The organism is Acinetobacter sp. yr461, from assembly GCF_900110445.1.
Classification (GTDB): Bacteria; Pseudomonadota; Gammaproteobacteria; order Pseudomonadales; family Moraxellaceae; genus Acinetobacter; species Acinetobacter calcoaceticus.
Map to the genome: position 1 here is coordinate 20,937 of NZ_FODU01000002.1, position 23,868 is coordinate 44,804.

General features: G+C 38.9%; 24 protein-coding genes. 13 read left to right on the plus strand and 11 right to left on the minus strand.

The window, feature by feature from the left end:
* Nucleotides 1–32: 32 nt before the first annotated feature.
* Together rhlB and BMW38_RS04570 are read right to left on the minus strand one after the other, a co-directional pair.
* A complete protein-coding gene (rhlB, locus tag BMW38_RS04565; RefSeq protein ID WP_003650737.1) occupies nt 33–1,184 on the minus strand; it encodes an ATP-dependent RNA helicase RhlB in 1,152 nt (383 codons plus the stop codon).
* A 102-nt stretch (nt 1,185–1,286) separates the two neighbouring features.
* Entirely contained in the window at nt 1,287–1,499 is a 213-nt protein-coding gene (locus BMW38_RS04570) for a cold-shock protein (protein ID WP_000126912.1), read from the minus strand.
* 375 nt (nt 1,500–1,874) lie between these two features.
* On the opposite strand from BMW38_RS04570, the gene BMW38_RS04575 reads away from it, so the two are divergent.
* The 5 genes from BMW38_RS04575 (at nt 1,875) to BMW38_RS04595 (ending at nt 4,606) form a co-directional block, all read left to right on the plus strand.
* A complete protein-coding gene (locus BMW38_RS04575; RefSeq protein WP_004643450.1) occupies nt 1,875–2,120 on the plus strand; it encodes a sulfurtransferase TusA family protein in 246 nt (81 codons plus the stop codon).
* Nucleotides 2,121–2,253: 133 nt separating this feature from the next.
* Entirely contained in the window at nt 2,254–3,120 is an 867-nt protein-coding gene (gene rpoH / locus BMW38_RS04580) for an RNA polymerase sigma factor RpoH (protein WP_003650733.1), read from the plus strand.
* A gap of 110 nt (nt 3,121–3,230) precedes the next feature.
* Complete coding sequence (locus tag BMW38_RS04585) at nt 3,231–3,596, plus strand: DUF423 domain-containing protein (protein WP_004643452.1); 366 nt, start codon at nt 3,231–3,233, stop codon at nt 3,594–3,596.
* Between the two features lie 13 nt (nt 3,597–3,609).
* Entirely contained in the window at nt 3,610–3,807 is a 198-nt protein-coding gene (thiS, locus tag BMW38_RS04590; RefSeq protein ID WP_003650729.1) for a sulfur carrier protein ThiS, read from the plus strand.
* A 13-nt stretch (nt 3,808–3,820) separates the two neighbouring features.
* Complete coding sequence (locus BMW38_RS04595) at nt 3,821–4,606, plus strand: thiazole synthase (RefSeq protein WP_005039404.1); 786 nt, start codon at nt 3,821–3,823, stop codon at nt 4,604–4,606.
* A gap of 148 nt (nt 4,607–4,754) precedes the next feature.
* Here BMW38_RS04595 and BMW38_RS04600 read toward each other — a convergent pair whose 3' ends face one another.
* Together BMW38_RS04600 and yaaA are read right to left on the minus strand one after the other, a co-directional pair.
* Complete coding sequence (locus BMW38_RS04600) at nt 4,755–5,384, minus strand: HD domain-containing protein (RefSeq protein ID WP_092706180.1); 630 nt, start codon at nt 5,382–5,384, stop codon at nt 4,755–4,757.
* A 19-nt stretch (nt 5,385–5,403) separates the two neighbouring features.
* Nucleotides 5,404–6,177, minus strand: coding sequence for a peroxide stress protein YaaA (yaaA, locus tag BMW38_RS04605; protein WP_092706182.1), 774 nt, complete (start codon nt 6,175–6,177; stop codon nt 5,404–5,406).
* 125 nt (nt 6,178–6,302) lie between these two features.
* Here yaaA and BMW38_RS04610 point away from each other — a divergent pair, with 125 nt between their 5' ends.
* On the plus strand, nt 6,303–6,935 hold the full coding sequence (locus BMW38_RS04610; protein WP_092706184.1) for an alpha/beta hydrolase: 633 nt from the start codon (nt 6,303–6,305) through the stop codon (nt 6,933–6,935).
* Between the two features lie 60 nt (nt 6,936–6,995).
* On the opposite strand, the gene rtcR is transcribed toward BMW38_RS04610, so the two are convergent.
* Complete coding sequence (gene rtcR / locus BMW38_RS04615; protein WP_092706186.1) at nt 6,996–8,600, minus strand: RNA repair transcriptional activator RtcR; 1,605 nt, start codon at nt 8,598–8,600, stop codon at nt 6,996–6,998.
* A gap of 67 nt (nt 8,601–8,667) precedes the next feature.
* Here rtcR and BMW38_RS04620 point away from each other — a divergent pair, with 67 nt between their 5' ends.
* From BMW38_RS04620 to rtcA, 5 genes are all read left to right on the plus strand, one after another.
* On the plus strand, nt 8,668–9,642 hold the full coding sequence (locus BMW38_RS04620) for a ribonuclease Z (RefSeq protein ID WP_092706188.1): 975 nt from the start codon (nt 8,668–8,670) through the stop codon (nt 9,640–9,642).
* Nucleotides 9,643–9,897: 255 nt separating this feature from the next.
* The gene (locus BMW38_RS04625) at nt 9,898–11,166 is read left to right on the plus strand and encodes an RtcB family protein (protein ID WP_092706190.1); all 1,269 of its coding nucleotides are present in this window, start codon (nt 9,898–9,900) and stop codon (nt 11,164–11,166) included.
* A 2-nt stretch (nt 11,167–11,168) separates the two neighbouring features.
* A complete protein-coding gene (locus BMW38_RS04630) occupies nt 11,169–11,552 on the plus strand; it encodes a DUF7684 family protein (RefSeq protein ID WP_092706192.1) in 384 nt (127 codons plus the stop codon).
* Nucleotides 11,553–11,565: 13 nt separating this feature from the next.
* The gene (locus BMW38_RS04635) at nt 11,566–12,024 is read left to right on the plus strand and encodes a DIP1984 family protein (RefSeq protein ID WP_092706194.1); all 459 of its coding nucleotides are present in this window, start codon (nt 11,566–11,568) and stop codon (nt 12,022–12,024) included.
* 259 nt (nt 12,025–12,283) lie between these two features.
* On the plus strand, nt 12,284–13,330 hold the full coding sequence (gene rtcA, locus BMW38_RS04640) for an RNA 3'-terminal phosphate cyclase (protein WP_092706196.1): 1,047 nt from the start codon (nt 12,284–12,286) through the stop codon (nt 13,328–13,330).
* 34 nt (nt 13,331–13,364) lie between these two features.
* On the opposite strand, the gene BMW38_RS04645 is transcribed toward rtcA, so the two are convergent.
* From BMW38_RS04645 to pheA, 4 genes are all read right to left on the minus strand, one after another.
* Entirely contained in the window at nt 13,365–14,825 is a 1,461-nt protein-coding gene (locus BMW38_RS04645) for an aminoacyl-histidine dipeptidase (protein WP_092706198.1), read from the minus strand.
* Nucleotides 14,826–14,995: 170 nt separating this feature from the next.
* Nucleotides 14,996–15,379, minus strand: a complete 384-nt coding sequence (locus BMW38_RS04650) for a hypothetical protein (RefSeq protein WP_092706200.1) — start codon at nt 15,377–15,379, stop codon at nt 14,996–14,998.
* A gap of 127 nt (nt 15,380–15,506) precedes the next feature.
* Nucleotides 15,507–17,753, minus strand: coding sequence for a bifunctional prephenate dehydrogenase/3-phosphoshikimate 1-carboxyvinyltransferase (locus BMW38_RS04655; RefSeq protein ID WP_213031099.1), 2,247 nt, complete (start codon nt 17,751–17,753; stop codon nt 15,507–15,509).
* A gap of 107 nt (nt 17,754–17,860) precedes the next feature.
* A complete protein-coding gene (gene pheA, locus BMW38_RS04660) occupies nt 17,861–18,970 on the minus strand; it encodes a prephenate dehydratase (RefSeq protein WP_003650703.1) in 1,110 nt (369 codons plus the stop codon).
* A 187-nt stretch (nt 18,971–19,157) separates the two neighbouring features.
* Here pheA and BMW38_RS04665 point away from each other — a divergent pair, with 187 nt between their 5' ends.
* A complete protein-coding gene (locus BMW38_RS04665) occupies nt 19,158–20,102 on the plus strand; it encodes an alpha/beta hydrolase (RefSeq protein ID WP_092706204.1) in 945 nt (314 codons plus the stop codon).
* 107 nt (nt 20,103–20,209) lie between these two features.
* On the plus strand, nt 20,210–20,836 hold the full coding sequence (locus tag BMW38_RS04670; RefSeq protein WP_092706207.1) for a hypothetical protein: 627 nt from the start codon (nt 20,210–20,212) through the stop codon (nt 20,834–20,836).
* 52 nt (nt 20,837–20,888) lie between these two features.
* On the opposite strand, the gene BMW38_RS04675 is transcribed toward BMW38_RS04670, so the two are convergent.
* Both BMW38_RS04675 and BMW38_RS04680 read right to left on the minus strand, forming a co-directional pair.
* On the minus strand, nt 20,889–22,034 hold the full coding sequence (locus BMW38_RS04675) for an acyl-CoA dehydrogenase family protein (protein WP_092706209.1): 1,146 nt from the start codon (nt 22,032–22,034) through the stop codon (nt 20,889–20,891).
* 163 nt (nt 22,035–22,197) lie between these two features.
* Nucleotides 22,198–23,556: a dicarboxylate/amino acid:cation symporter gene (locus BMW38_RS04680; protein WP_092706211.1), complete on the minus strand. Its 1,359-nt coding sequence runs from the start codon at nt 23,554–23,556 to the stop codon at nt 22,198–22,200.
* Nucleotides 23,557–23,868 lie beyond the last annotated feature (312 nt).

A 23,868-nucleotide genomic window follows, 5' to 3' on the forward strand; every position in this document is an offset into this window, starting at 1 on the left:
AAATCCCAATCAAATGATTGGGATTTTTTTTATTAGCAATAACCCTCTATACGGGTTAATGGCAATTTCTTACCAATTGCTTTTTCAATTTCCGGCAAGTAAAAAGCATCATCTTCTGAAAGAAAACTAATACTTACACCTTGTGACCCAGCACGGCCTGTACGACCAATACGGTGCACATAGTCGTCTGACTGCTCAGGTAAGGTATAGTTAACCACATGAGATACACCATCAACATGAATACCACGGCCAGCAACATCAGTTGCGATCATGATGTTATTTTTACCCTGCTTAAACTGGTCTAACATTTTTAAACGTTTATCTTGAGCAATTTCACCTGAAAGCATCCCGACCCGATATCCATCTCTCTTTAAATGGTCATAAAGACGGCGTACTTGATCACGTCGATTAGCAAAAATCATGACTTTATCGATAGGCTCTTCACGTAAAATATCTTGTAGCAAACGATATTTATCTTGTTTAGCCACTACATAAACACGTTGCTCAACATCGTTATTGGTTTTTTGCTCAGGCTCAATTTCAACAGTGATTGGTTCAAACAACCATTGTCTCGCCAAATTAAGCACGTCATAACTAAAAGTAGCCGAGAACATGAGGGTTTGACGTTCTTCCTTACGCGGGGAATAACGCACGATACGTTTTACAGAAGGAATAAAACCCATGTCCAATAAGCGGTCAGCTTCATCAATGACTAGGAATTCAATTTGATCGAGCCAAACTTCTTTTTGTTCTACAAAATCAATTAGACGCCCAGGAGTGGCAACCATGATATCGACAAAATTAGCATCTAGCTGTTTCTTTTGCTTATCAAAATCTACACCACCTAACAATGTCACGACGTGTAAATCTGAAAATTTTGTGAGTAACTTCGCATCGCTTTCAATTTGCAATGCCAATTCACGAGTAGGCGCCAAAATCAAGGCACGTGGCTCACCACGAAAGCGCTGCTCTTGAATCGGGTTATGTAACAAGTCATTAATTACACTAATCAGGAAAGCAGCAGTTTTACCTGTTCCTGTTTGTGCTCTACCAATTGCATCATGCCCGCCCAACGTATATTTTAAAACCTTTTGCTGAATCGGGGTCATTTGCTTAAACCCTAAAGCATCAATCGCCTTTTTAAGTTGCGGATGTAAATTCAAGGTTTCAAAACCAGATGTCATAAATACGTGCTCTAACAAACAATCTCTCTAATGAGAAGATCATTATAAACAAAAACGCCCCAATTCAAAAATTGGAGCGTCCGTGATTCATCAAAAGATGAATTAGTCTAAAGGCTGAACGTTCTCAGCTTGAAAACCTTTTTGACCTTGTACTACACTAAATTCTACGCGTTGGCCGTCACGTAAAGAACGGTGACCGTCACCAACGATTGCACGGAAATGAACGAACACGTCGTCACCGCCGTTACGTTGAATAAAGCCAAAACCTTTAGTGTCGTTAAACCACTTTACTACGCCTTGTTCGCGAGCTGTCATAAGTCAATCCTCAGATGTTGAAAAAAGGACCTTCCGGTGTTGCAAACAGCAGAGCAAACAAGTGTTTAAAATATTTATAATCTTAAAGCTTGTAATCATTCTGTAAAACTATCAACAATTTCCGGTTACATCCATTTGTTATAGGATTTTTAAACCAATTTAAGTGTGTGGTAAATCCTAAAACGGTTCGAGCTTACCACGGGTTTATGACAATTAATAGAATTTTTTTCAATTATTCCCCCTATTTTTAGTCCTTTTTTTAAACAGCTTATTACAATATTTTTTATAGGTAATTGCTTGTTTCTTCTTTTATAAAATGTGCAGCGTTTATAAAAAAATTTGTTAGAATAATCTTTTTAGTTGTTTTGATGATGAATGACCAACACTTCTTCTACTACAGCACTTATTGAAATTAATGCCTTGGGCCAACCTTGTCCGATGCCTTTATTAATGCTTAAACGCGAACTCAAAAAAGTATCGGGTAAACAGCTATTTTTATTAAAATCTTCTGACCCCCATAGTGAAATAGATGTAACTCGTTACTGTGGTTTACATCATTTTATGTGTCAAACCACACATATATCCGAAAGAGAATTTCACTATTTAATTGAAACTCAATAATTCTTTGATAAACTAAAAGATTAGAAATTGCATAAAATTTTACATTTCTCTACCCAATTTTCCTTAATTATGAAGCTGATTCAAACTAAGATGAATTTATTGGTTATCCCATCCGATCCTATAAGGAGAAATCATGAGTGACAGCAGCAATCAATTGATGCCCCTGTCATTGTCTGCGCCCGGTGTAAACCTTGGTGCATATATCAGTACTGTCAATCAGATTCCTATTTTAACGGCCGAGCAAGAAAAAGAACTTGCTGAACGTTATTATTATGACCAAGATCTTGATGCCGCAAAAATGCTGGTAATGTCGCATTTACGTTTCGTCGTTCACATTGCGCGCAGCTATGCAGGTTATGGCCTACCACAAGGCGACCTTATTCAAGAAGGTAATTTAGGCTTAATGAAAGCCGTGAAGCGTTTCGACCCAAATATGGGCGTGCGTCTTGTATCTTTTGCCGTCCACTGGATTAAGGCAGAAATTCACGAATACGTTATCCGTAACTGGCGTATTGTCAAAATTGCAACGACCAAAGCACAGCGTAAATTATTTTTTAATTTACGTAGTTTAAAAAAATCGAGTAAAAAATTAACGCTCGAAGAAGCTCAATCGATTGCGAATGACTTAAATGTAACTGCAGAACAAGTTCTGGAGATGGAAGGTCGTTTAACCGCTTATGATGCTGCTTTCGAAGCTCAAGGTGATGACGACGATGACACCCCACATACTGCACCGGCATTGTATCTTGAAGATAATCGCTATGATCCAGCCCGTTTAGTCGAAAATGAGGACTGGGAAGAGCAAAGTACATCTGCCCTACATAATGCAATGGATCAGTTAGATGACCGTTCGCGTAATATTTTACAACGACGTTGGTTAGATGATGACAAATCTACTCTCCACGAGTTAGCGGCCGAATATAATGTATCAGCAGAACGTATTCGCCAGCTTGAAAAGAATGCAATGGAAAAAATTAAAATTGCCATGTCTGCAAGCTAAAATAAGTTTAAAAATAAAAGGGCGATTAGCCCTTTTGTTTTATCTGGCTATGTTTAGCCAACCCAATCTATGATAACGTTGCCCTTCATTATTCATTTGCGTTTTTTGTTATGTGGATTGCCATTTCAGCCCTTAATCTTGCCTTTGCAGTCATGTTGGGTGCTTTTGGAGCACATGGTCTTAAAGCTCATGCGAGTCCTGAGCAACTTGTTTGGTGGCATACTGCAACCGACTACTTTTTCTACCATGCTTTAGGTCTCTTAGCACTTGGTATTTTAAGCAAAGTTATCCTTACGTTCCCCATTAAATTGCCATTCATATTGATTCAGATTGGTATTTTATTCTTCTGTGGTTCACTCTATATCATGGCGCTTGGATTACCGAGAATTTTAGGGGCAATTACCCCAATTGGTGGAGCATTTATGATAGCTGGATGGCTCGTTTTGGCTTGGAATGCCCTCAAATACGCAAAATAATTGGAATGTGATCATGCAAATTTATTTAAATGGCGAATTAACGGACACGCCTTGTCAAAACCTAATGCAGCTCATTCAGGCTTTGGCACTTGAAGGAAAAAGATTTGCGGTCGAATACAACCAGCAAATTATTCCAAAAAGCAAATTAGAGCAGATTTCTATCGCTCAACATGACCGTATCGAAATTATTCACGCTGTTGGCGGCGGCTAAGTCGGAGTTATCCATGCAAGACACCCCTCTCATTATTGGTTCACGTTCTTTTCAATCTCGTTTATTGGTAGGAACTGGCAAATATAAAGACTTAAATGAAACAGATTTAGCCATTCAAGCGAGTGGTGCAGAAATCGTTACTGTTGCAATCCGCCGTGTGAATATTGGACAACATCCAGATCAGCCAAATTTACTATCTGTCATTCCGCCAGAAAAGTATACAATTTTGCCAAATACCGCAGGTTGTTTTGATGCTGATAGCGCAGTACGTACTTGCATGTTAGCGCGTGAACTTCTAGACGGTCACAACTTGGTAAAACTTGAAGTTTTGGGTGACGAAAAGACATTATATCCAAATGTAACCGAGACTTTAAAAGCGGCTCGTACTTTGATTGATGACGGTTTTGAGATTATGGTTTACACCTCTGATGACCCGATCATTGCTCAAGAACTTGAAAGTATGGGTTGTGTTGCAATTATGCCTTTAGGCAGTCTCATTGGTTCAGGTTTAGGTATTTTAAACCCACATACTATTTCAATTATTAAAGAAAATGCAAAAGTACCAGTTTTGGTGGATGCAGGCGTTGGTACAGCAAGTGATGCAGCTATTGCAATGGAACTTGGTTGTGATGGCGTGTTGATGAATACCGCGATTGCAGCTGCTCAGAATCCTATTTTGATGGCTTCTGCAATGAAAAAAGCTGTTGAAGCTGGGCGTGAAGCATTTTTAGCAGGTCGCATGCCACGTAAACGTATGGCAAATGCGAGCTCGCCAGAAACAGGTTATTTCTTTAAGTAATTTATTTGGGAGGTCATTGTTTTTCAGTGACCTCTCGACTCTTATATAGATATTTATCTTTCAAAATAAAATGACCAATAATATCTGTATCACTCAAGAAACCCATATCACTTCACCCTAATCCATAGATAAAAATTCTTATATTTACTTAGGCTATGCCTAATGTCCTCTGTAAATTTTGCTTTGCTCTTAACTCAAAATTCTGTTGAAAATAAGTCGTCTGATAAAGTGGGTCTGACTGATAAAAATGCGCTAGAACTTCCTTTCTTTTAATTGAATATACTTCTGGATCGACCCAAGCATATTCCTGCTGAATCTGTTGTTCATATTGCATAAAACGTTCTGGAGTTGCTGCCAAAATAGCTAAATCAATATCCAATAAAAATTGTAAATCTAACTCATCAGTCGGTATATGTTTTTGCGTGGCAAGAATCCACTGCTTTATTTTCTGAACTGTATTTACTGGTAAATTTTGAGCCATACATTGCTCAAAAAGCTCAGCACTTTTAAGTTCATTATCTTTAGCGTGTGGGTTATAGATCGCATCGTGGAACCAGAGTGCCAATGCAACCGCATAGGCATCATTCAAATCAGATCGAACTGATTCAAGCAAAGCTAAGCATTCATATAAATGTTGAACAGTATGATAGGCCCGCTGCTTTTCACTATAAGCAGCGATGAGTATATTTAAGATTTTTTGTGGCTCAGAAAAATGATAATGTTGATGCAGCTCAAACCAAACATGTTCCAGTTTTAATAAGTAAAGCTGCATCATCATATATTAACCACGCTCAGGATTATTGCTCATCGCGTTTAAATACCAGCTCTTTTGCTGATGAGTTTTCAGCATCAAAGTAGTATCCATCGGTATTGAACGCTTTAATATCCTTAGCTTTATTTAATTGGTTTTCAATCATAAAACGAGCCATTAAACCGCGTGCTTTTTTCGCATAGAAACTAATGACTTTATATTTACCATTTTTCTGGTCAAGAAAAACAGGCTTCACAATTTCAGCCTTAATTTTCTTCTCGTTGACCGATTTGTAATACTCATCTGAAGCTAGATTTACAAGTAACTCAGATTTAATTGCCACCAAGTCTTCATTAATCTGGTTCGTGATAATTTCACCCCAGAACTCATACAAATTATGACCACGTAAATTTTTTAATTTAGTGCCCATCTCAAGACGATAAGGCATCATTAAATCTAAAGGACGTAATAAACCATATAAGCCAGATAGCATACGTAAATGCTGTTGTGCAAAATCAATATCTTTATCTTTTAAATGATAAGCATCCAAACCTGTATACACGTCCCCTTTAAATGCATAAATCGCCTGACGAGCATTTGAAAAATCAAATTCAGGCTTCCAATCTCTAAATCGGTCGGCATTTAGTGTAGCAATTTTTTCACTCACACTCATTAAATTGGCAATTTCCGAAGCAGAAAGTTTTCGGCAAACATCTATCAATTGCGTTGAGTGTTCTAACAAGCGAGGCTGAGTAAACTCATCTGTAGGTAACGCTGTTTCATAATCTAAAGTTTTTGCAGGAGAAATTAAAGCAAGCATAGACAACCTGAAAAAATTATTCTTAATCCCAACTATAACAGTAGATATTTTTTAATGCTAACTCGTGTTTTCAATGACGACTATCGGTAAAATAGCATCACGTATTGTTATTTAGCGGTTCTTATATGTCTGAGCAAACTTTCATCCAGGGTCCAGTAGGTAAAATTGAACTTTTCGTTGACCGCCCTGAAGGTGAAATCAAAGGCTTTGCGGTTGTTTGTCATCCGCACCCATTGCAAGGTGGAACCCCTCAACATAAAGTCCCGGCCCTTTTAACCCAAATCTTTAATGAATATGGCTGCATTGTTTATCGCCCTAGTTTCCGTGGCTTAGGCGGCAGTGAAGGTATTCATGATGAAGGCCATGGCGAAACCGAAGATATTTTAGCTGTAATTGAACATGTTTGTAAGCTACATGAAGGCTTGCCATTTTATGCAGGCGGCTTTAGCTTCGGCTCACATGTTTTGGCAAAATGCTTTGCACAGCTTAATCCTGAATTACGACCTGTACAGTTAATTTTGTGTGGTTTACCAACGGCTACCGTAGTGGGTTTGCGCCACTATAAAACTCCTGAAATTCAAGGTGATATTCTACTCATTCATGGTGAGCAAGATGACATTACCTTGCTTTCAGATGCGATTGCATGGGCAAAACCTCAAAAGCACCCAATTACGATTTTACCGGGCGCTAACCACTTCTTTACAGGCTATTTAAAACAGCTTCGCCAAATCATTACACGCTTTATTATTATGAAATAAGCAGTAGTTTGATGGACATAGATTGAGTCTATGTCCATCATTTCATAAGCCCTGTAACTACTAAAAATGATTCCAACTTAATCCAAAACGGGCCAAATATTTTTTCACTCGATCACTATCATTTGTTGTATTACGTTGTTGACGAGACACCGAAAAGAGTTGTCTTCCCACCTCTGCCATTGATTTTGAATTTTCACAAACTTTAAGTACCCCACGTAATTGAATCTGGTCAAACTCATCTATTTGCTCTAGTTGCTCAGAACTCAAATAGTTCAATAGAATGTCTGCGTCTCTATTTCCATCATTGCAAGATGCGGTCTGAATAAGCCAAAGTTGCTTTAACCGTTGAATTTCTTTTTCTACAGTTTCACGGCGAATTAACTCACCTTGCGATAAAGTTGCTAAACGAGTCACGCTCGCGGCTAGATCTCTAAAATTTCCTTGCCATGATGCATCTGCTGATTTAGCAAATTTTAAATACATTTCTAAAGCATCACGTTGAAAACGCAATTGTCTTTGATGAATTGCTGCAAAACGTTGTAGCTCAAAATCAATATTGGGGGCAATATCTTCTATACGGTCTTTTAAATTTGGTAAAAAGAATGTCCATGTATTCAAACGAGCCCATAAATCTTCACGAAAACGGCCAGCTTGAACCTCATTACGCAAATCACGGTTAGTACCAGCTATTAGTTGGAAATCGGCCTGAATTTCCTTATCACTTCCAACTGGAAAGAAGCTTTTGTCTTCAAGCGCTTTAAGAAGCATTGCTTGTTCATCAAGCCCTAACTCACCAATTTCATCTAAAAACAAAATGCCTTGGTCAGCACTTTTTAGTAGACCAGCGCGAGAAGCAGCTGCTCCTGTGAATGCACCTTTTATATGACCAAATAAAGTGGACATGGCACTATCACCGCGTAAGGTCGCACAGTTAACATCAATAAAACGACCGCTTAATTGAAATTTATCTTTCTTTAACTGAAAAATCTGTTTTGCCAAATGTGATTTACCAACACCTGTTGCACCCATAATTAAAATAGGCGCGCTAGAGCGGGTTGCAACTAATTCAACCTCCTCAATAAGCTGATTAAATGCTTTATTATGAGTAGAAATATTTGCTTTAAGTTGTTGCCAATTTTGCTTTTGTTCATCATCGAATCGCTGTTTTAAGACATCGTATCGAGATAAATCCAGATCAATAATTCTATATTCACCTTCTGGGGTCTTTTGTTGATTAGGTGAGCTCTGAATAAGTTGAGCTGGCAAATAATGTGCATCGACCAATAAATACCAACAAATTTGAGCAACATGTGTTCCCGTAGTGATATGCAATAAATAGTTATTTTTTTCGACATCAAACGGATAGGTCTTTACAAAATCATAAAGTGCCCCATACACCTCTGCAAAATCCCAAGGATCTTTAATACTGACCTTATGTCCAGAAATCTGTGTTTGTGGAGAAATTTCTTTCGCGTCTGCTGCTATAGATTTAACTAAATTATGATGTTGCCGATCATGTAACAACACCAATTCATCTACAAGCAAATCTTCATGCATTAACAGGCTAATTGTAGGACGCCAACGCTGCCAGCGATCTGGCCTTCTTCCCTGATCAAGTGTAGAACCGACAAAGCCAATAACGACTGTTTTCTTTGCATCCGCCATAATTTCTATAAAATTTTATAAGTGTCTATAATATACAATACGCATTTGACCAAAAAATTCCAAGAATATGCTTCATTTTACTTTTTTAGGCACATCTTCAGGTGTACCCACCCTGACACGTAATGTTTCAGGATTAGCGGTTCGTAACAGCAAAAATAAGGACTGGATTTTAATTGATGCAGGAGAAGGTACACAGCACCGCATTCAACAAGCTAAACTTTCATCACAAAACCTAGTTGCCATTTGTATTACACACGTTCACGGCGACCATTGTTATGGTCTAGTTGGTTTACTTGCAAGTGCAGGAATGAATGCCCGCAGCAAACCCCTAATCGTGATTGCGCCAAAAGAAATTCAGCAATGGTTTGAAATCACCGCCCAACTTACAGATTTATATTTGCCCTATTCACTCCAATTTATTGATGTGAATGAAGCGACACAGCCACAGCAGATCACCGATGAATTCATCGTTCAAGCACACCCACTAAGCCATCGTGTTCCAAGTTTTGCTTTTAGCATTTATATCAAATCTATTCACAAGAAATTAGATACCCAAACTCTAACTCAGCTTGGCGTACCTCAAGGCGATGTGTGGGGCCATTTAAAACGAGGCTATGATGTTGAATTTGAGGGACAAACTCTAAAAGCTCAAGACTTTATCAAAGTTCAAAACCAGCAAATTCATGCAGTTATAGGTGGAGATAATGACCAACCTGAACTATTAGCAGACGCTTGCAAAGATGCTCAACTACTTATTCACGAATCAACTTACTTGCAAACGGTTTTAGATAAAGTCGGCAAAGGTCCAATGCATAGTTCAGCAAAAATGGTGGCTGAATTTGCAGAGCAGCAATCTCTGGGTAATTTAATTCTGACGCACTTTAGCCCTAGACATCAGGATAAAGCTGGACAACAAGCTATTATTGAAGAAGTTCGCCAGTTTTATAAAGGTCATTTTTATTTAGCAAATGATTTTGATGATTTTACTTTAAACGAAGCTGGACAGCTTTTAAAAGTCGATAAAAATCGTAAAGCTCATTAACAACATATATCTAAAAAGATATTTAAATATATTTTTAGATATATTTTAAACGTTAAAATCTCCAATAAAAATTAATCACACAGAGAAATGAATTATTTTTATACATTAATTTCAATAACTTAATTTAAAATTAAGTGCTTTTTAAAAAAGTTGGCACATTCAGTGCAATAGTACAAAGCACACAACATCATTGGGATATTGTGAATAACACCTGCCTGCAAACGCTTGGCAGGCAGGCTTTGAAAGGAAAAGAAAATGTCTGTCATTGAAGAAATTAACCAACAAGCTCAATTTGAACAAAAGCAGCAAGAACGTGCTTACCAAGTTCTGCAAAATGAAAAAACTATGCCAGTCAAAATGTGGACTAAAGGCGTGCTTGTTGATGACAACTCAAAACAACAATTATTGCAAACTGCTCAAATGCCTTTTATTTATAAATGGATGGCTGTAATGCCAGATGTACACTTCGGTTTAGGAGCAACTATTGGTAGCGTGATTCCAACTAAAGGGGCAATTATTCCTGCTGCTGTGGGTGTAGATATTGGTTGTGGAATGATGGCAACCCGTACAAGCTTAACTGCTTCAGATTTACCAGATAACTTACATGCTCTACGTACTGAACTTGAACGTTTGATCCCACATGGAATGACTAAACGCGGGCGAGATCGCGGCTCATGGGAAACTCCACCAGAAATGGTAGATCAAGCTTGGGCTGATTTGGTTGCAGATTTTGAATACATTTGTGCCAAACATCCACGTTTGAAAAACACCAATAACCGCAAGCATTTGGGAACTTTAGGTACAGGGAACCACTTTGTCGAAATCTGTTTAGATGAGCATGATCATGTTTGGGTTATGTTGCACTCAGGTTCTCGTGGTGTAGGAAATGCCATCGGTAATCATTTTATTGAGCTTGCACGTAAAGACATGCAGAAACATTTCATTAACTTACCAAATAAAGATTTAGCATATTTAGTCGAAGGCACTGAACATTTCGATGATTACTGGTTTGCTGTAGGTTGGGCTCAACGCTTTGCGATGAAGAACCGAGAAATCATGATGCAATCTGCAATTAAAGCCTTGGCTACGATTGTACCAAAACCTTTTCAGGCACGTTTGGAAGCAGTGAACTGTCACCATAACTATGTAGAAAAGGAAGAACACTACGGTGAAGAAGTAATGGTCACCCGTAAAGGTGCAGTACGTGCGCGTCTAGGTGAATATGGAATCATTCCAGGTTCAATGGGTGCTAAGTCATTTATTGTACGTGGACTTGGAAATCAGGAATCTTTCTGTTCATGTTCGCATGGTGCAGGTCGTGTTATGAGCCGTACTGAAGCAAAACGACGTTTTACTGTTGAGGATCAAATTGCACAAACTGAAGGTGTGGAATGCCGTAAAGATGCCGCTGTCATTGATGAAATTCCATCAGCATATAAGCCTATTGAAGATGTAATGAAAGCCCAAAGCGATTTGGTTGAAGTGATTTATACATTAAGACAAGTGGTTTGTGTTAAGGGGTGATCATGGAAAAATATTGTTTAGATATTCTAAGCTATAGAATCAGGGCAAATGAAGAAAAGCATCTGATTCTACCTGAACAACCGTATTACATCATCTTGGTTGTGAAGACTGATGCAATTCCGCCTAAATGGCGTAATTGGATCTGTGAGCAGATTGTCTATTCAAAACACTGTATTCAAGCAATGGTTACAGGATATGAGTGTTCTCTTTGGGATGATGTTCTAGATGAAGAGTATCTATTTTTTCATAACTATCAACCACCAGCCGATCATTGCTTCATAACAACTTGGCATGAAGATGAAACTTTAGAAGACATTACTGAATGTGCAAAAACTACTATGCAATTAGAAGATATTTCAAACTTAGTGATTGTACATATTGAATAAAAAGGTAAATAAAATGAAACTCGCAGAAGCACTTTTACTTCGAAGCGATCAACAAAAAAAGCTCGCTTCGTTAAAACAACGAATCAATGCCAATGTATTGGTACAAGACGGTGATGAACCTAGTGAAGACCCTAATGAACTCATCAAACAGGTATTTGCTTTAACTCAGGAAAGCAATCAATTGATTTGTCGTATTCATTTGACCAATGCGCAAGCAAAACTGGAAGATGGCAAAGTATTATTGTCTCTATTAAGCTTGCGCGATAGTTATGCTGAACAGCATAAGATTCTAATCGATGCGATTGCCAATACGCATCGAGAACCTGATCGTTATAGCTCACGTGAAATTAAGTGGAAGAAAGTCATTCCTGTTTCTAGCTTACAAAAGCAGGCGGATGATATCAGTGTGAAACTCCGCGACTTAAACGTAAAAATTCAGGCTGCTAATTGGCAAATTGATCTAATCGATTAAACAATAGATTTTGTGAAATCCGTTTCACAATCAAAGTTTGGACATACTGGGCGAGTACAAGATCCTGCGTTACTCCGATCTGAGGGATTGAAAATAATTCAGGCGGCTATGGCAGCATGTGAGCCGTGCATCGATATTCACTTATCAGGCTCAGCACTATGCACCTAGCAAACCTTTGTCGAAAGCAAAGTCACGCGTTACTTCGCATTACCATGTACTGACAGTATGTTCATTAAATTAAAAAATAAGGAAAATAGAAGTGAATACAGTTTTGACAAATATGCCAACAACCATTCAAATTGATGGTTCACAAGGTGAAGGCGGTGGACAGATTTTAAGAACTGCCCTTGCCCTTTCAATGATTACAGGTCAGCCTTTTGAATTAATTAATATACGTGCAGGTCGTAAAAAACCAGGTTTAATGCGCCAACATTTAGTTTGTGTACAGGCATCTCAACAAATTAGCCAAGCTTATGTTGAAGGTGCTGAATTACATAGCCAACGGTTGTATTTCGTACCTCAACATGTTCAAAGTGGTAAATATCAATTTCAAATCGGTTCTGCGGGTAGTACAACACTAGTTTTACAAACGCTTCTACCTGTTTTGTTATTACAAAATGAAGCCACCGAACTCACCATTTCAGGGGGTACACACAACCCACTTGCACCAACAGCAGAGTTTATTGAACAGTGCTTTTTACCTGCTCTAACGAAGATTGGAATTAACGTCGATTTTAAATTAAATAAAGCTGGCTTCTTTCCAATTGGTGCGGGCGAAATTCAAATTACCGTTCAGCCATGGCAACATCGAAACAGCTTAAATTTATTAAATCGTGGTGCTTTGCAATGCAATGAAGCTTTTGCAGCAATATTAAATCTTTCAGAAGAAGCACAAATTGCACAACGTGAATTAACTACATTAAGTAAAAAGCTAAATTTAAGCTCTCAGCAGCAATTTCATTTAAATGGAATTAGCCAAGGCAATACAGTGTATGTGAAAGTTACTCATCAATATCACACTCAAGTGTTTACAGCTTTAGGTGAAATGCGCAAAAGTGCAGAACAAATTGCCAATCATTTGGCTGAACAAGTGAAGCAATATACGGAATCTAATGCTGCTGTGGATGAGTATTTAGCAGATCAGTTGTTATTGCCTTTGGCCTTAGGTCAAGGTGGTGAGTTCACCGCACAATGTATTAGCGAACACACTCGCACTCAAGCAGCTATGATTGAAAAATTTATTGATTGTGAAATCGAATTTATCGAGTTAGGTACAAATCATTTTCATGTAAAGGTCAAAGTTTAAGAAGCTCATGACTGAGCTTCTTATTTCTAAAAAATTACTCTACAGATGCCAAAGCCGTCACCAACAACTTCCAGCAATTATCTACAGTATCAACCTTTACTCGCTCACCCGGTGCATGCGCACCTTGAATATCAGGTCCAAATGAAACCATCTGTAAATCTGGATAGTGCTCGGCAATAATCCCGCACTCTAGACCTGCATGAATTACTTTGAGATTGGGCTCAATGTTAAACGCCTTTTGATAGGCTTGCTGTAAGCACTTTAAAGCAGCCGAATCTGGATTTGGCGTCCACCCCGAAACCAACGGCGTGAGTGTAGAAGCGATATTAAATTGACTAAAATGCGCCTGAATTTTCTTTGAAAAATCTTCAGCTTCTTGGTTCACCATTGAGCGGACCATTAAGACAGCTTTTCCACCCTCTCGATTTAATTTTACAACCCCAATATTATTTGAAGTCTCAACCACATCTGGAAGAGCTTGACTCATACTTGCAACGCCGTATGGGCTTGTTGCCAAAGCTTGCAACCATTCGTTTTGCTGCTGTTGAGCAATCACTCCCGTCACGTCAGCGCTATTCGGTTGAATAGTTAATTGTAGATTGTCATCAATACCCTGTAGCAGTTTTTTGCATGTCGTTTGATATTCAGCAAGTAATTTTTCTAGTTCAGGTAACTGGCTAGGTGAAATTGCAATGGTTGCGCCTGCTTCTCGAGGTAGTGCATTACGAGCTGAACCACCACTAAACTCGACAAGACGTCCACCAAGTTGTTGTAAATGCTGATTTAAAAAGCGAGCTAAAATAACGTTAGCATTGCCACGTCCTAAATGAATATCTACACCAGAATGACCACCTTTAAGGCCAGCAACCTGAATGTTTACAACGGTCAAGTTTTCAGGAATTGTCTCATAAGTGAGTGGCTGTTCTAATTCAACATCAATACTGCCAGCACATCCGAGATATAACTCGCCCCACTCTTCTGTATCAATATTAAATAACCATTTCCCTTTTAGCACACCTGCCTGTAAAAGCCGTGCACCACTCATACCTGCTTCTTCATCAACTGTTAAAAGAACTTCAATTGGCCCATGAGCAATGTCGTTTGAATCTAAAACGGCTAAAGCCAATGCCACCCCAATGCCATTATCAGCACCTAAAGTGGTGTCTTTGGCAATTAACCAGCCATCCTCAAGTATTGGACGAATCGGGTCTTTAAAGAAGTCATGTACTGTGCCAGTGTTGGCTTGTGTGACCATATCTAAATGACCTTGAAGAATGACTCCAGATACATGTTCTTTACCCGCAGTCGCATTCTTACGGATAATCAAATTACCCACTTCATCTACATAAGTTTCTAAATTTCGATTTTGTGCCCAGTTTTGTAAAAACTCACGAAGTTGCTGTTCATGCTTTGATGGACGAGGAATAGTGCAAAGTGTTTGAAAATGCTGCCAAACGACTTGAGGAGATAACGCTGCAATATCAACTTGTGTCATGAAAACCACACTCTAATTATGTAAATATCGTAATAATTTCAATATACACAATGCATTAAAGATAGGTAGGGATTTCGGGAAAGATTTTGTATTTTTATATTTAATTTAAACAGAAAGTACGACTTTTCTAAAAGCCGTACTTAATAAAAGAGTCTTTATAATCGTTTTATTTAACTTTTCCATTCAAATGCTGAAAAGCTTTGATCGGCTTTCAAACTATTTTCAACTGCCTGTGCGAGCTGACGAATAATGCTTTGTGTTTCAATTTTCTCAAACCAGTCTTGTTCTTCATCTGGATTGGCAGAGATTTCACACATCAAATGCCCATCAGAGTCTGTTTTTTGGCAAGTAATAGACAAGGGTAAAAGATGATTATCAATACTCACTTCTACTTTTTCATGTTCATGCACAATATGTTGCGCATCAAAACCATAATGCCCCAATTGTTTAAATAATAAAGCCGCTACATATTCTTGAGTGATATGGCATTCATTTGGTGGATGATCAAGCACCCCATGTTGTGGGCAACTGGCAATAAATTGTAATTTTTTCATCCTTTGTCCTAACACTATTATCATTATCTGCGCTTAGCATAAGCAATAAACAAACAGCAGCCAAGCATTTAGCCCGCTGCTGCCGTTGCTATTGTGTTAGCAATTATAAAATGTGTTAGGTAAAAAGTTATTGGCTAACTTCAATCGTTAAGCCTGCACGATTCGCCAACTCAGTAAAAGTTGGGAAGCTGGTAGCAACTGTTTCCGTACCTTGAATCGTAATCGGACCAGAATTACGAAGACCTGCCATACTAAAACTCATGGCAATACGGTGGTCATGGTGCGATTCAACTTCACCACCAGTAAAAATTGGTGACCAATCGCCAGACTTACCCTTACCTTCAATAATGATGCCATCTTCAGTTGGTGTGCAGTCAATGCCCATGATTTTTAAGCCATCTGCCATGACCTGAATGCGGTCAGACTCTTTCACACGAAGTTCTGCTGCGCCAGTTAATACGGTCTGTCCTTCTGCACAAGCTGCTGCAATGAATAAAGCTGGGAATTCATCAATTGCTAAAGGCACTTGGTCTTCAGGCATATGAATGCCTTTAAGTGTACGCGAGCCTTTAATATGAATATCAGCAATAGGTTCACCACCCGCAATACGCTCATTTTCAACAGTCAGGTCAGCACCCATTTGTTTTAAAATTTCGATCACACCAGTACGTGTTGGGTTAATACCTACAGCTTCAAGCACAACGTCGGAACCCTCAGTAATTGCAGCACCCACCATAAAGAAAGCAGCAGATGAAATGTCAGATGGTACTTGAATGTCAGTACCCACTAATTTACCCCCACCAACAAGGGAAATTTTGTTGCCTTCAGTCTTAACATCATAACCAAATGCACGAAGCATGCGTTCAGTATGATCACGAGTTGGTTCTGGTTCAGTTACCGAAGTTTCACCTTCAGCCCATAAGCCCGCAAGTAAAATACCAGACTTCACTTGAGCAGATGCCATAGGTAAATCGTATTGAATACCTTTTAATTGCTGAGCACCAGTAATGCTTACAGGTGGTGTACCTTTTTCACCTGTAGTCTGAATTTGTGCGCCCATTAAACGTAGCGGTTTAGCAATACGCTCCATTGGACGCTTAGAAAGTGAAGCATCACCCGTCATCACTGAGTCAAACTTTTGCGCTGATAACATGCCTGAAAGCAAACGCATGCTTGTACCAGAGTTACCCATATATAAAGCACTTGCAGGTGCTTTTAAGCCATGCATGCCTACACCATGAATGGTCACTTCACCATTTTTAGGGCCTTCAATGCTTACACCCATATCACGGAAAGCTTGCAAAGTTGCTAACGCGTCTTCACCTTCAAGGAAGCCAGTGACATGCGTAGTGCCTTCGGCAATAGCACCAAACATAATGGAGCGATGTGACACAGATTTGTCACCCGGTACGGTAAATTTACCTTTAAAAGTTTTATTTCCCGGTAAGATACTGAATTGCTGTGTCACCTTATTTTTCTCCATTAAAGGTTTTTTGGCTAACATATGATTGAAATGCTGACGGGCTGCCTGAGCATGGCCAAGCAAACCCATTAATGCATGAGAGTCTTCGTTTTCAATCAATTTTCTAAGTACTGTAAGCTGCTTTTCAAAGCCATCTACAGCATTTAATATGGCTGTTTTGTTGGCAAAGAAAATGTCATGCCACATTTGGGGATCACTAGCAGCAATCCGCGAAAAGTCACGAAAACCACCTGCTGCATAACGGAAAATATCGAGATTATCTTCACGGTTCGCAAGTTGCTCGACCAGATTAAATGCCATTAAATGTGGTAGATGACTCGTATGTGCCAGCACTTCATCATGTTTGGCAACATCCATACAAATGACTTCAGCTTTTGCTGCCGACCAAAGTTGAATCAGTTTATCAACAGCCCATTCTGCACTTGTTGGTAACGGCGTTAAAATCACTTTATGATTTGCAAATAAGTCAACTTTACCCGCGTGAACGCCTGTATGTTCGCTACCAGCAATAGGATGCCCTGGCACAAAACCTTCTGGTAAATCTTCACCAAATACAGCTTTTGCTGCATCAACGACATTACCTTTTGTACTTCCCACATCAGTTACAATCGTGGTTTCTGACAAATAAGGTTTAATTTGCTCAAGCACTTTTTGCGTAGCGCGCACTGGCAAGGCTAAAACGACTAAATCTGCCCCTTTCACGGCTTCAACAGGATCAGAAAATCCTTCTTGTATTAAGCCAAGTGATTTTGCATCTTCTAAAGTTTTCTGTGAGCGTGTAGATGCAACAACAGTTGTCGCCAACTTTTCTGCAACAATAACACGAGCTAAACTCGACCCGATGAGTCCTAAACCAATAAATGCAACTTTTTTAAATAGGGGTTGTGACATAACTTCAACTTTGCTTTTGCTCAAAGTTATTTAAACCATTGAGCAATTTGTTTTTAAGCATAATGACATGCTTATCTTAATACATGTCATTATTCCAACATAAGTGATTACAGAACAGCGGCAGGATAAGAACCTAAAATACGAATCTCTTTCACCATTGGGCGAATATCATTAATCGCAGCAGCAACATTCTCTTGTTCGATATGACCTTCTAAATCGATAAAGAATACATAGGCCCATTTTTCAGGTAATGCTGGACGAGTCTCAATACTTGTTAAGCTAATATTATGTTTTGCAAATGGCGCTAAAATTTCTAATAAAGCACCCGCACGATCATGCGCTGAAATCAATAATGATGTTTTATCATTGCCACTTTGTGGAATTTTTTCACGGCCGATCACTAAGAAACGTGTTGTATTTTCCGGATTATCTTCAATATTGCTATGTAAGATTTCAAGGTTATACATGCCTGCTGCAATATCAGATGCAATCGCTGCCGAGTGCCATTCATTACGAATACGGCGGGCCGCTTCTGCATTTGAGTTTAAAGCAACGCGCTCAACACCCGGATAATGTGCATCTAACCATTGGCGACATTGAGCTAAAGTTTGCTGGTGAGCATAAATCTGCTTAATACTGTCTTTACGTGTATTTTCAGATACAAGGAATTGATGATGAATACGTAATTCAACTTCACCAATCACGTTTAAATTCGATGTTTTAAAGCAATCTAAGGTATGGTTTACAACACCTTCAGATGAGTTCTCAACTGGAACTACACCGTAATGTGCACTACCCGCTTCCACTTCACGGAAGACTTCATCAATTGTTGGAAGTGGGCGTACAACCGCATCTTTACCAAAATGCTTAAGCACAGCAGATTGAGTAAAAGTACCTTCTGGCCCTAAAAACGCAATACTTTGCGGCGCTTCTAAAGCAAGGCAAGCAGACATAATTTCACGGAACAAACGCGCCATGGTTACATCAGACAAAGGACCTTGATTGCGCTCCATGACTTTACGTAAGACTTGTGCTTCACGTTCAGGACGATAAAACAAAGGATTCTCTTCGGAAGCAAATTTAGCTTTCGCAACTGCTTCAGCAAGGCTTGCGCGTCGATTTAATAATTCTTGAATCTGTTGATCCACGCTATCAATATCTTCGCGAATTTGTTCTAAACTAAGAGAAGTCGTTTTGTTTTGATCATCGTTGATCATTGGAATGCAGCCTCAGCAAAATCATCTTTTAAACGAGAGTATAACAATAGTCTGCTTTGATTTGTTAGGCAATATGGCTGTATTGGCTTTTTTCATTAAACCGTCTTGGTCGGATTCCCCAGATCGCTTTATTTGATAATGATTTTCATTTATCATTTGTGTAATAAATTTTATTCTCCCCCCCATTATGCATAAATCATTTTTCCTTTTACCTTGCTGTTTTCTTTTGAGTTCATTAATAAGTGGCTCTGTTTTGGCTCAAACCTCTACACAAAATCAATCAAAAATCGTTTTTCAAAATAATCAGGCCCAATTTCAAATTAAATCTAAAAATACAGGCCATGATTATTTGATTCAGGTCTATAAACCACCAGTTGCCCCACCGCAACATGGTTATCCGGTACTTTATATATTAGATGGAAATGCAACCTTTCCAAGTGCAGTCAATATCGCTCAATCTATTGGGGCAGGTTCTACAAAATTAGGCCTAGACCCGCTCATGATCGTTGCGGTTGGTTATGCTCAGCAAAAAACTTTTGATGTAAAAAAACGTGCTTATGACTACACCCCAAAACCTTCTGCTGAATTTCAGGCTCAAGGTAAATATAAATATGGTGGTGCTGACCAATTCATTACATTTTTAAATGATGAACTCAAACCTGAAATCGCCAAACAGTTTCCAATTAATAACCAGCAGCAAAGTATTTATGGCCACTCATTTGGAGGGTTATTTGTGCTTTATCACTTTTTTCAAAAACCTGAAGCATTTCAACGTTACATCGCAGCCAGCCCTTCCCTTTGGTTTGATCAAGGCATGCTATTTCAAAAATTAAACCATTGGCAGAGTCAAAAACAAAGTAATTCTCCGATGCTTTTGACTATAGTCGGCACTCATGAGCAAGGAGGACCTCGTACTCAATCTGATCATAACTTTAACGAAAAAGATTTCTTTAAAGCTTTGGAAAATCGCCGCTCAGCCCAATTTTCTTATTGGCATTTTTATAATCCTGCTGAACAACATATTACCAATTTGTATGCGAGTTTGCCTAAAGCACTTATGTTTGCTGCATGCCAAAATTTAGAAAACTGCAAATCTTTATTTGATGAGCCTACACAGCAAACAACTGAATAAAACCCACTTAAATTTAAAGAGGAGCATTTCACTCCTCTTAAAGGCAAAGCTCTCAATCGAGAGATTAGTTATACTGTCTGAAGATGTCATAACAACAGTAAAATAGAATGAATAAAATTATTGTTTTAGGTCTACTGAGTTTTATTAGTGTCAGTCTAACGGCTTGTGGTGGCTGCCCCCTCATCGCGGGGTGCAATGGTACTGATCCGTCCCCGTACTATATGACGACTGCCAGCAATCAAGTTCGTGGTATTCCAATCCCACCCCAAACCAAGCTGACCTACCAGTCGCAACATTTCAGGCAGAAATTTGAACAAACACATGCCTTAAAAGAGAAAAATTTAACAGCTATCGCGTTACCAGAAAATACGGCAATCGTTTGGGGTGGCATGCCAGTAGACATGTTTATACAGTTTCCTAATCCCGAAATGAAAGGATTCTCGGTCTATCCTGCGAAAGGATTTAAAACAGAATTATCAAATGAGTTTTTACGTTTATGGAAAGGTTGTGAAAGTGATTTAGACATTAACCTAAAGGATCCTAATGACTGGTCATTTAATCCTAAAAATATGGAAATAACAGGTTGTGGTGTCGTCTTTCAAAAACGCAGTGAGTATACCGAAGACTCATTCCGTCAAGATGAAGCCGATGAGTTTTTAAGAAAGATGAATCATGCATTACAGCAATTACCGAAACAACAAGACTATCCTGCCATTCAACAGAAGACCAAATAGTTAAAAACAAAACAGCCTATTCTAGGACAGGCTGTTTTTTAAATCTATTTAATTAGGCTTTGCCAATTAATCCACGCGCTACGATTTCTTTCATAATTTCATTTGTACCACCGTAAATACGCTGAATACGTGCATCTACAAAGAAACGTGAAATTGGATATTCGGTCATATAGCCATAACCACCAAAAAGCTGAAGCAAGTTATCTGCAACTTTCATTTGCATATCGCTACTGAAACTTTTCAATGCCGCAGCTGTTTCAACATCAAGTTTGCCCTCTTGATATAGAGCAATATTTCTTTCATAAAAAGCCGCTGTAGCAAGCTCATCAATTTTCGCTTGCGCCAAAACAAAACGCGTATTTTGGAATTGTGAAATGGGTTGACCAAATGCTTGGCGTTCTTTTACATAAGCCGTTGTCAAATCAATTGCACCGCGGATTGCACCAATTGCAGTAGATGCAATTGCAGTACGTTCACGTGGTAATTCTTGCATTAAATAAGCAAAACCTTGCCCAGCTTGACCAAGTAACTGGTTTTTAGGCACTTTCACATTGTCAAAAAATAGCTCAGATGTGTCTTGAGAATGCAGACCGATTTTGTCGAGGTTGGTTCCTTTTTTAAAGCCTTCTAAGTGAGTATCTGCCAATAATAAAGACACGCCTTTAGCGCGGGCTTGAGGATCTGTTTTTACCGCAAGCACAACAAGATCAGCATGTTGGCCATTTGAAATAAAGGTTTTTGAACCATTTAACACATAATGATCGTCTTGCAAGATGGCGCTAGTACGCATTGATTGTAAATCCGAACCCGCTCCTGGTTCAGTCATACCAATTGCACCAACCACTTCACCTGTCACCATTTTCGGCAACCAGTATTGTTTTTGCTCTTCTGTCCCGATGTGTAAAATATATGGTGCAGCAATTTCAGAGTGGCAAGAAATGGCTGTTGATAATGCACAAAAACCAGCACGAGCAGACTCTTCAACCAACATTAATGAATAGTATGTCGGAACCCCATAACCACCGTATTCTTCAGGGACATCCACACATAAAAAGCCATTTTCGCCCAATTGATTCCAAACTGAACGAGGCATGATTCCTTCGCGTTCCCATTGATCATAGTGTGGCGCAATATGCTCACCCATAAAACGCTTAAAATTATCACGGAATAATTCTAAATCTGCATCGTATGCCAACATAATATTTTCCTTCAGCTTTATTGTTTTATCGAATCTCGTTGTTGTGCATGCTAATCATTTTTCAAGCAACTGTCATGGCATAGCTGCTCATTAAAACTGTACTTTTCAGTCAGCCAATAAAAAAGGAAGCTTTAGCTTCCTTTTTTATATAGGTTTATTCGAATTAATCTAGACCTTCAGCGACTTGAGGACTTTTTGGTTCCATCATTTTTCTGTCGACTTCATCTGGATTATTTAAGGCATCATTTAGCTTATCTTTATCTAAAGCACCGACCCATTTAGCAACAACAATCGTTGCTAAAGAGTTACCGACAAGGTTAGTTAAAGCACGTGCTTCTGACATGAAACGGTCAATACCTAGAATCAATGCCAAACCTGCAACTGGAATATGTCCAACAGCAGACAACGTTGCTGCCATAACAATAAAGCCAGAACCAGTTACACCCGCCGCACCCTTAGATGAGATTAAGAGGACTAATAACAAAGTGATCTGATGTTGAATATCAAGCTGAGTATTCGTTGCTTGGGCAATAAAGATCGCAGCCATGGTCAAATAGATTGACGTTCCATCAAGGTTAAATGAATAACCGGTTGGAATCACTAAACCGACTACAGACTTTTCACAACCTGCAATTTCAAGTTTACGTAGCATACGCGGCAAAACAGATTCAGAAGAAGATGTACCAAGTACAATTAATAACTCTTCACGAATCAGGCGGATCATCTTGAGGATACTGAATCCACTAATACGGCTGATTGTACCCAAGATCAAGAAGATAAAGAGTAGACACGTAATATAGAAGCAGAGAATTAATTGCCCTAATTGTACGAGTGAACCAACGCCATATTTACCGATGGTGAATGCCATTGCACCGAATGCACCAATTGGAGCCAGTTTCATGACCATATTCACAATGTTAAAGAACACATGTGCAACTTGATCAATAAATTTTAAAACTGGGCGTCCTGCATCACCTAACTTATGTAAAGCAAAACCAAAGAGAATTGCAAAAAGAAGGACTTGTAAGATTTCACCATTTGCAAATGCACCAACAACCGTATCCGGGATGATGTGCATTAAGAAATCAATGGTAGATTGTGACTCACCAGAACTGACGTATTTTTGAATGCCCGAGGTGTCTAGAGTGGTAGGGTCAATATTCATCCCTACACCCGGTTTAGCAATGTTAATTACAACAAGGCCAATCAGAAGTGCAATTGTTGAAACAACTTCAAAGTATAACAACGCAACGCCGCCAGTTTTTCCGACTGACTTCATGCTTTCCATGCCAGCAATACCGCTCACCACGGTACAGAAAATAACGGGTGCGATGATCATCTTGATCAAACGAATAAAGGCATCACCTAATGGCTTGAGTTGCTCACCTAAACCTGGGATATGTTGTTCGACACCATTGACAATTTGCGTTGTGCTTGGGGAAAAATGTCCTACCAAAACACCCGCAATAATCGCAATAATCACTTGAAAATAAAGTGATTTATAAATCGGTTTTTTAGCCATAACTTTACTTCAATCTATATTTCCAAGTCCGTTGGAAATACCAAAATGAAACGTCTATTCTTTACGAATACACAGCCCTAACCTTTCACATGAACACCGCAAAAGGGAAACGGTTCTTTGTAAACAAAAAACCTTCCTACTACCTCAATGAAAACAAAAAAGCTGTTTTCTAAAACAGGAGAATACCTGAAGTTCCTAACCACTTTGAGTAGTTAGAAATAACCTCTTACTTTTTAATAAAAAGCTGAAGATATAGGAGAATCACAGAAAATTATGATATGAGTGCTCAAAAAAGCACGAGAAAGTGTACTC

Bases quoted from the DNA above. Each gene is read 5' to 3' on its own strand.
- pheA (WP_003650703.1), bottom strand. From the start codon at position 18,970: ATGATCAACGATGATCAAAACAAAACGACTTCTCTTAGTTTAGAACAA.
- BMW38_RS04620 (WP_092706188.1), top strand. From the start codon at position 8,668: ATGCTTCATTTTACTTTTTTAGGCACATCTTCAGGTGTACCCACCCTG.
- BMW38_RS04650 (WP_092706200.1), bottom strand. From the start codon at position 15,379: ATGAAAAAATTACAATTTATTGCCAGTTGCCCACAACATGGGGTGCTT.
- BMW38_RS04585 (WP_004643452.1), top strand. From the start codon at position 3,231: ATGTGGATTGCCATTTCAGCCCTTAATCTTGCCTTTGCAGTCATGTTG.
- BMW38_RS04675 (WP_092706209.1), bottom strand. From the start codon at position 22,034: ATGTTGGCATACGATGCAGATTTAGAATTATTCCGTGATAATTTTAAG.
- BMW38_RS04655 (WP_213031099.1), bottom strand. From the start codon at position 17,753: ATGTCACAACCCCTATTTAAAAAAGTTGCATTTATTGGTTTAGGACTC.
- thiS (WP_003650729.1), top strand. From the start codon at position 3,610: ATGCAAATTTATTTAAATGGCGAATTAACGGACACGCCTTGTCAAAAC.
- BMW38_RS04595 (WP_005039404.1), top strand. From the start codon at position 3,821: ATGCAAGACACCCCTCTCATTATTGGTTCACGTTCTTTTCAATCTCGT.
- yaaA (WP_092706182.1), bottom strand. From the start codon at position 6,177: ATGCTTGCTTTAATTTCTCCTGCAAAAACTTTAGATTATGAAACAGCG.
- BMW38_RS04635 (WP_092706194.1), top strand. From the start codon at position 11,566: ATGAAACTCGCAGAAGCACTTTTACTTCGAAGCGATCAACAAAAAAAG.
- BMW38_RS04570 (WP_000126912.1), bottom strand. From the start codon at position 1,499: ATGACAGCTCGCGAACAAGGCGTAGTAAAGTGGTTTAACGACACTAAA.
- BMW38_RS04625 (WP_092706190.1), top strand. From the start codon at position 9,898: ATGTCTGTCATTGAAGAAATTAACCAACAAGCTCAATTTGAACAAAAG.
- rhlB (WP_003650737.1), bottom strand. From the start codon at position 1,184: ATGACATCTGGTTTTGAAACCTTGAATTTACATCCGCAACTTAAAAAG.
- rtcR (WP_092706186.1), bottom strand. From the start codon at position 8,600: ATGGCGGATGCAAAGAAAACAGTCGTTATTGGCTTTGTCGGTTCTACA.
- BMW38_RS04630 (WP_092706192.1), top strand. From the start codon at position 11,169: ATGGAAAAATATTGTTTAGATATTCTAAGCTATAGAATCAGGGCAAAT.
- BMW38_RS04600 (WP_092706180.1), bottom strand. From the start codon at position 5,384: ATGATGATGCAGCTTTACTTATTAAAACTGGAACATGTTTGGTTTGAG.
- BMW38_RS04680 (WP_092706211.1), bottom strand. From the start codon at position 23,556: ATGGCTAAAAAACCGATTTATAAATCACTTTATTTTCAAGTGATTATT.
- BMW38_RS04645 (WP_092706198.1), bottom strand. From the start codon at position 14,825: ATGACACAAGTTGATATTGCAGCGTTATCTCCTCAAGTCGTTTGGCAG.
- rpoH (WP_003650733.1), top strand. From the start codon at position 2,254: ATGAGTGACAGCAGCAATCAATTGATGCCCCTGTCATTGTCTGCGCCC.
- BMW38_RS04610 (WP_092706184.1), top strand. From the start codon at position 6,303: ATGTCTGAGCAAACTTTCATCCAGGGTCCAGTAGGTAAAATTGAACTT.
- BMW38_RS04665 (WP_092706204.1), top strand. From the start codon at position 19,158: ATGCATAAATCATTTTTCCTTTTACCTTGCTGTTTTCTTTTGAGTTCA.
- BMW38_RS04575 (WP_004643450.1), top strand. From the start codon at position 1,875: ATGACCAACACTTCTTCTACTACAGCACTTATTGAAATTAATGCCTTG.
- BMW38_RS04670 (WP_092706207.1), top strand. From the start codon at position 20,210: ATGAATAAAATTATTGTTTTAGGTCTACTGAGTTTTATTAGTGTCAGT.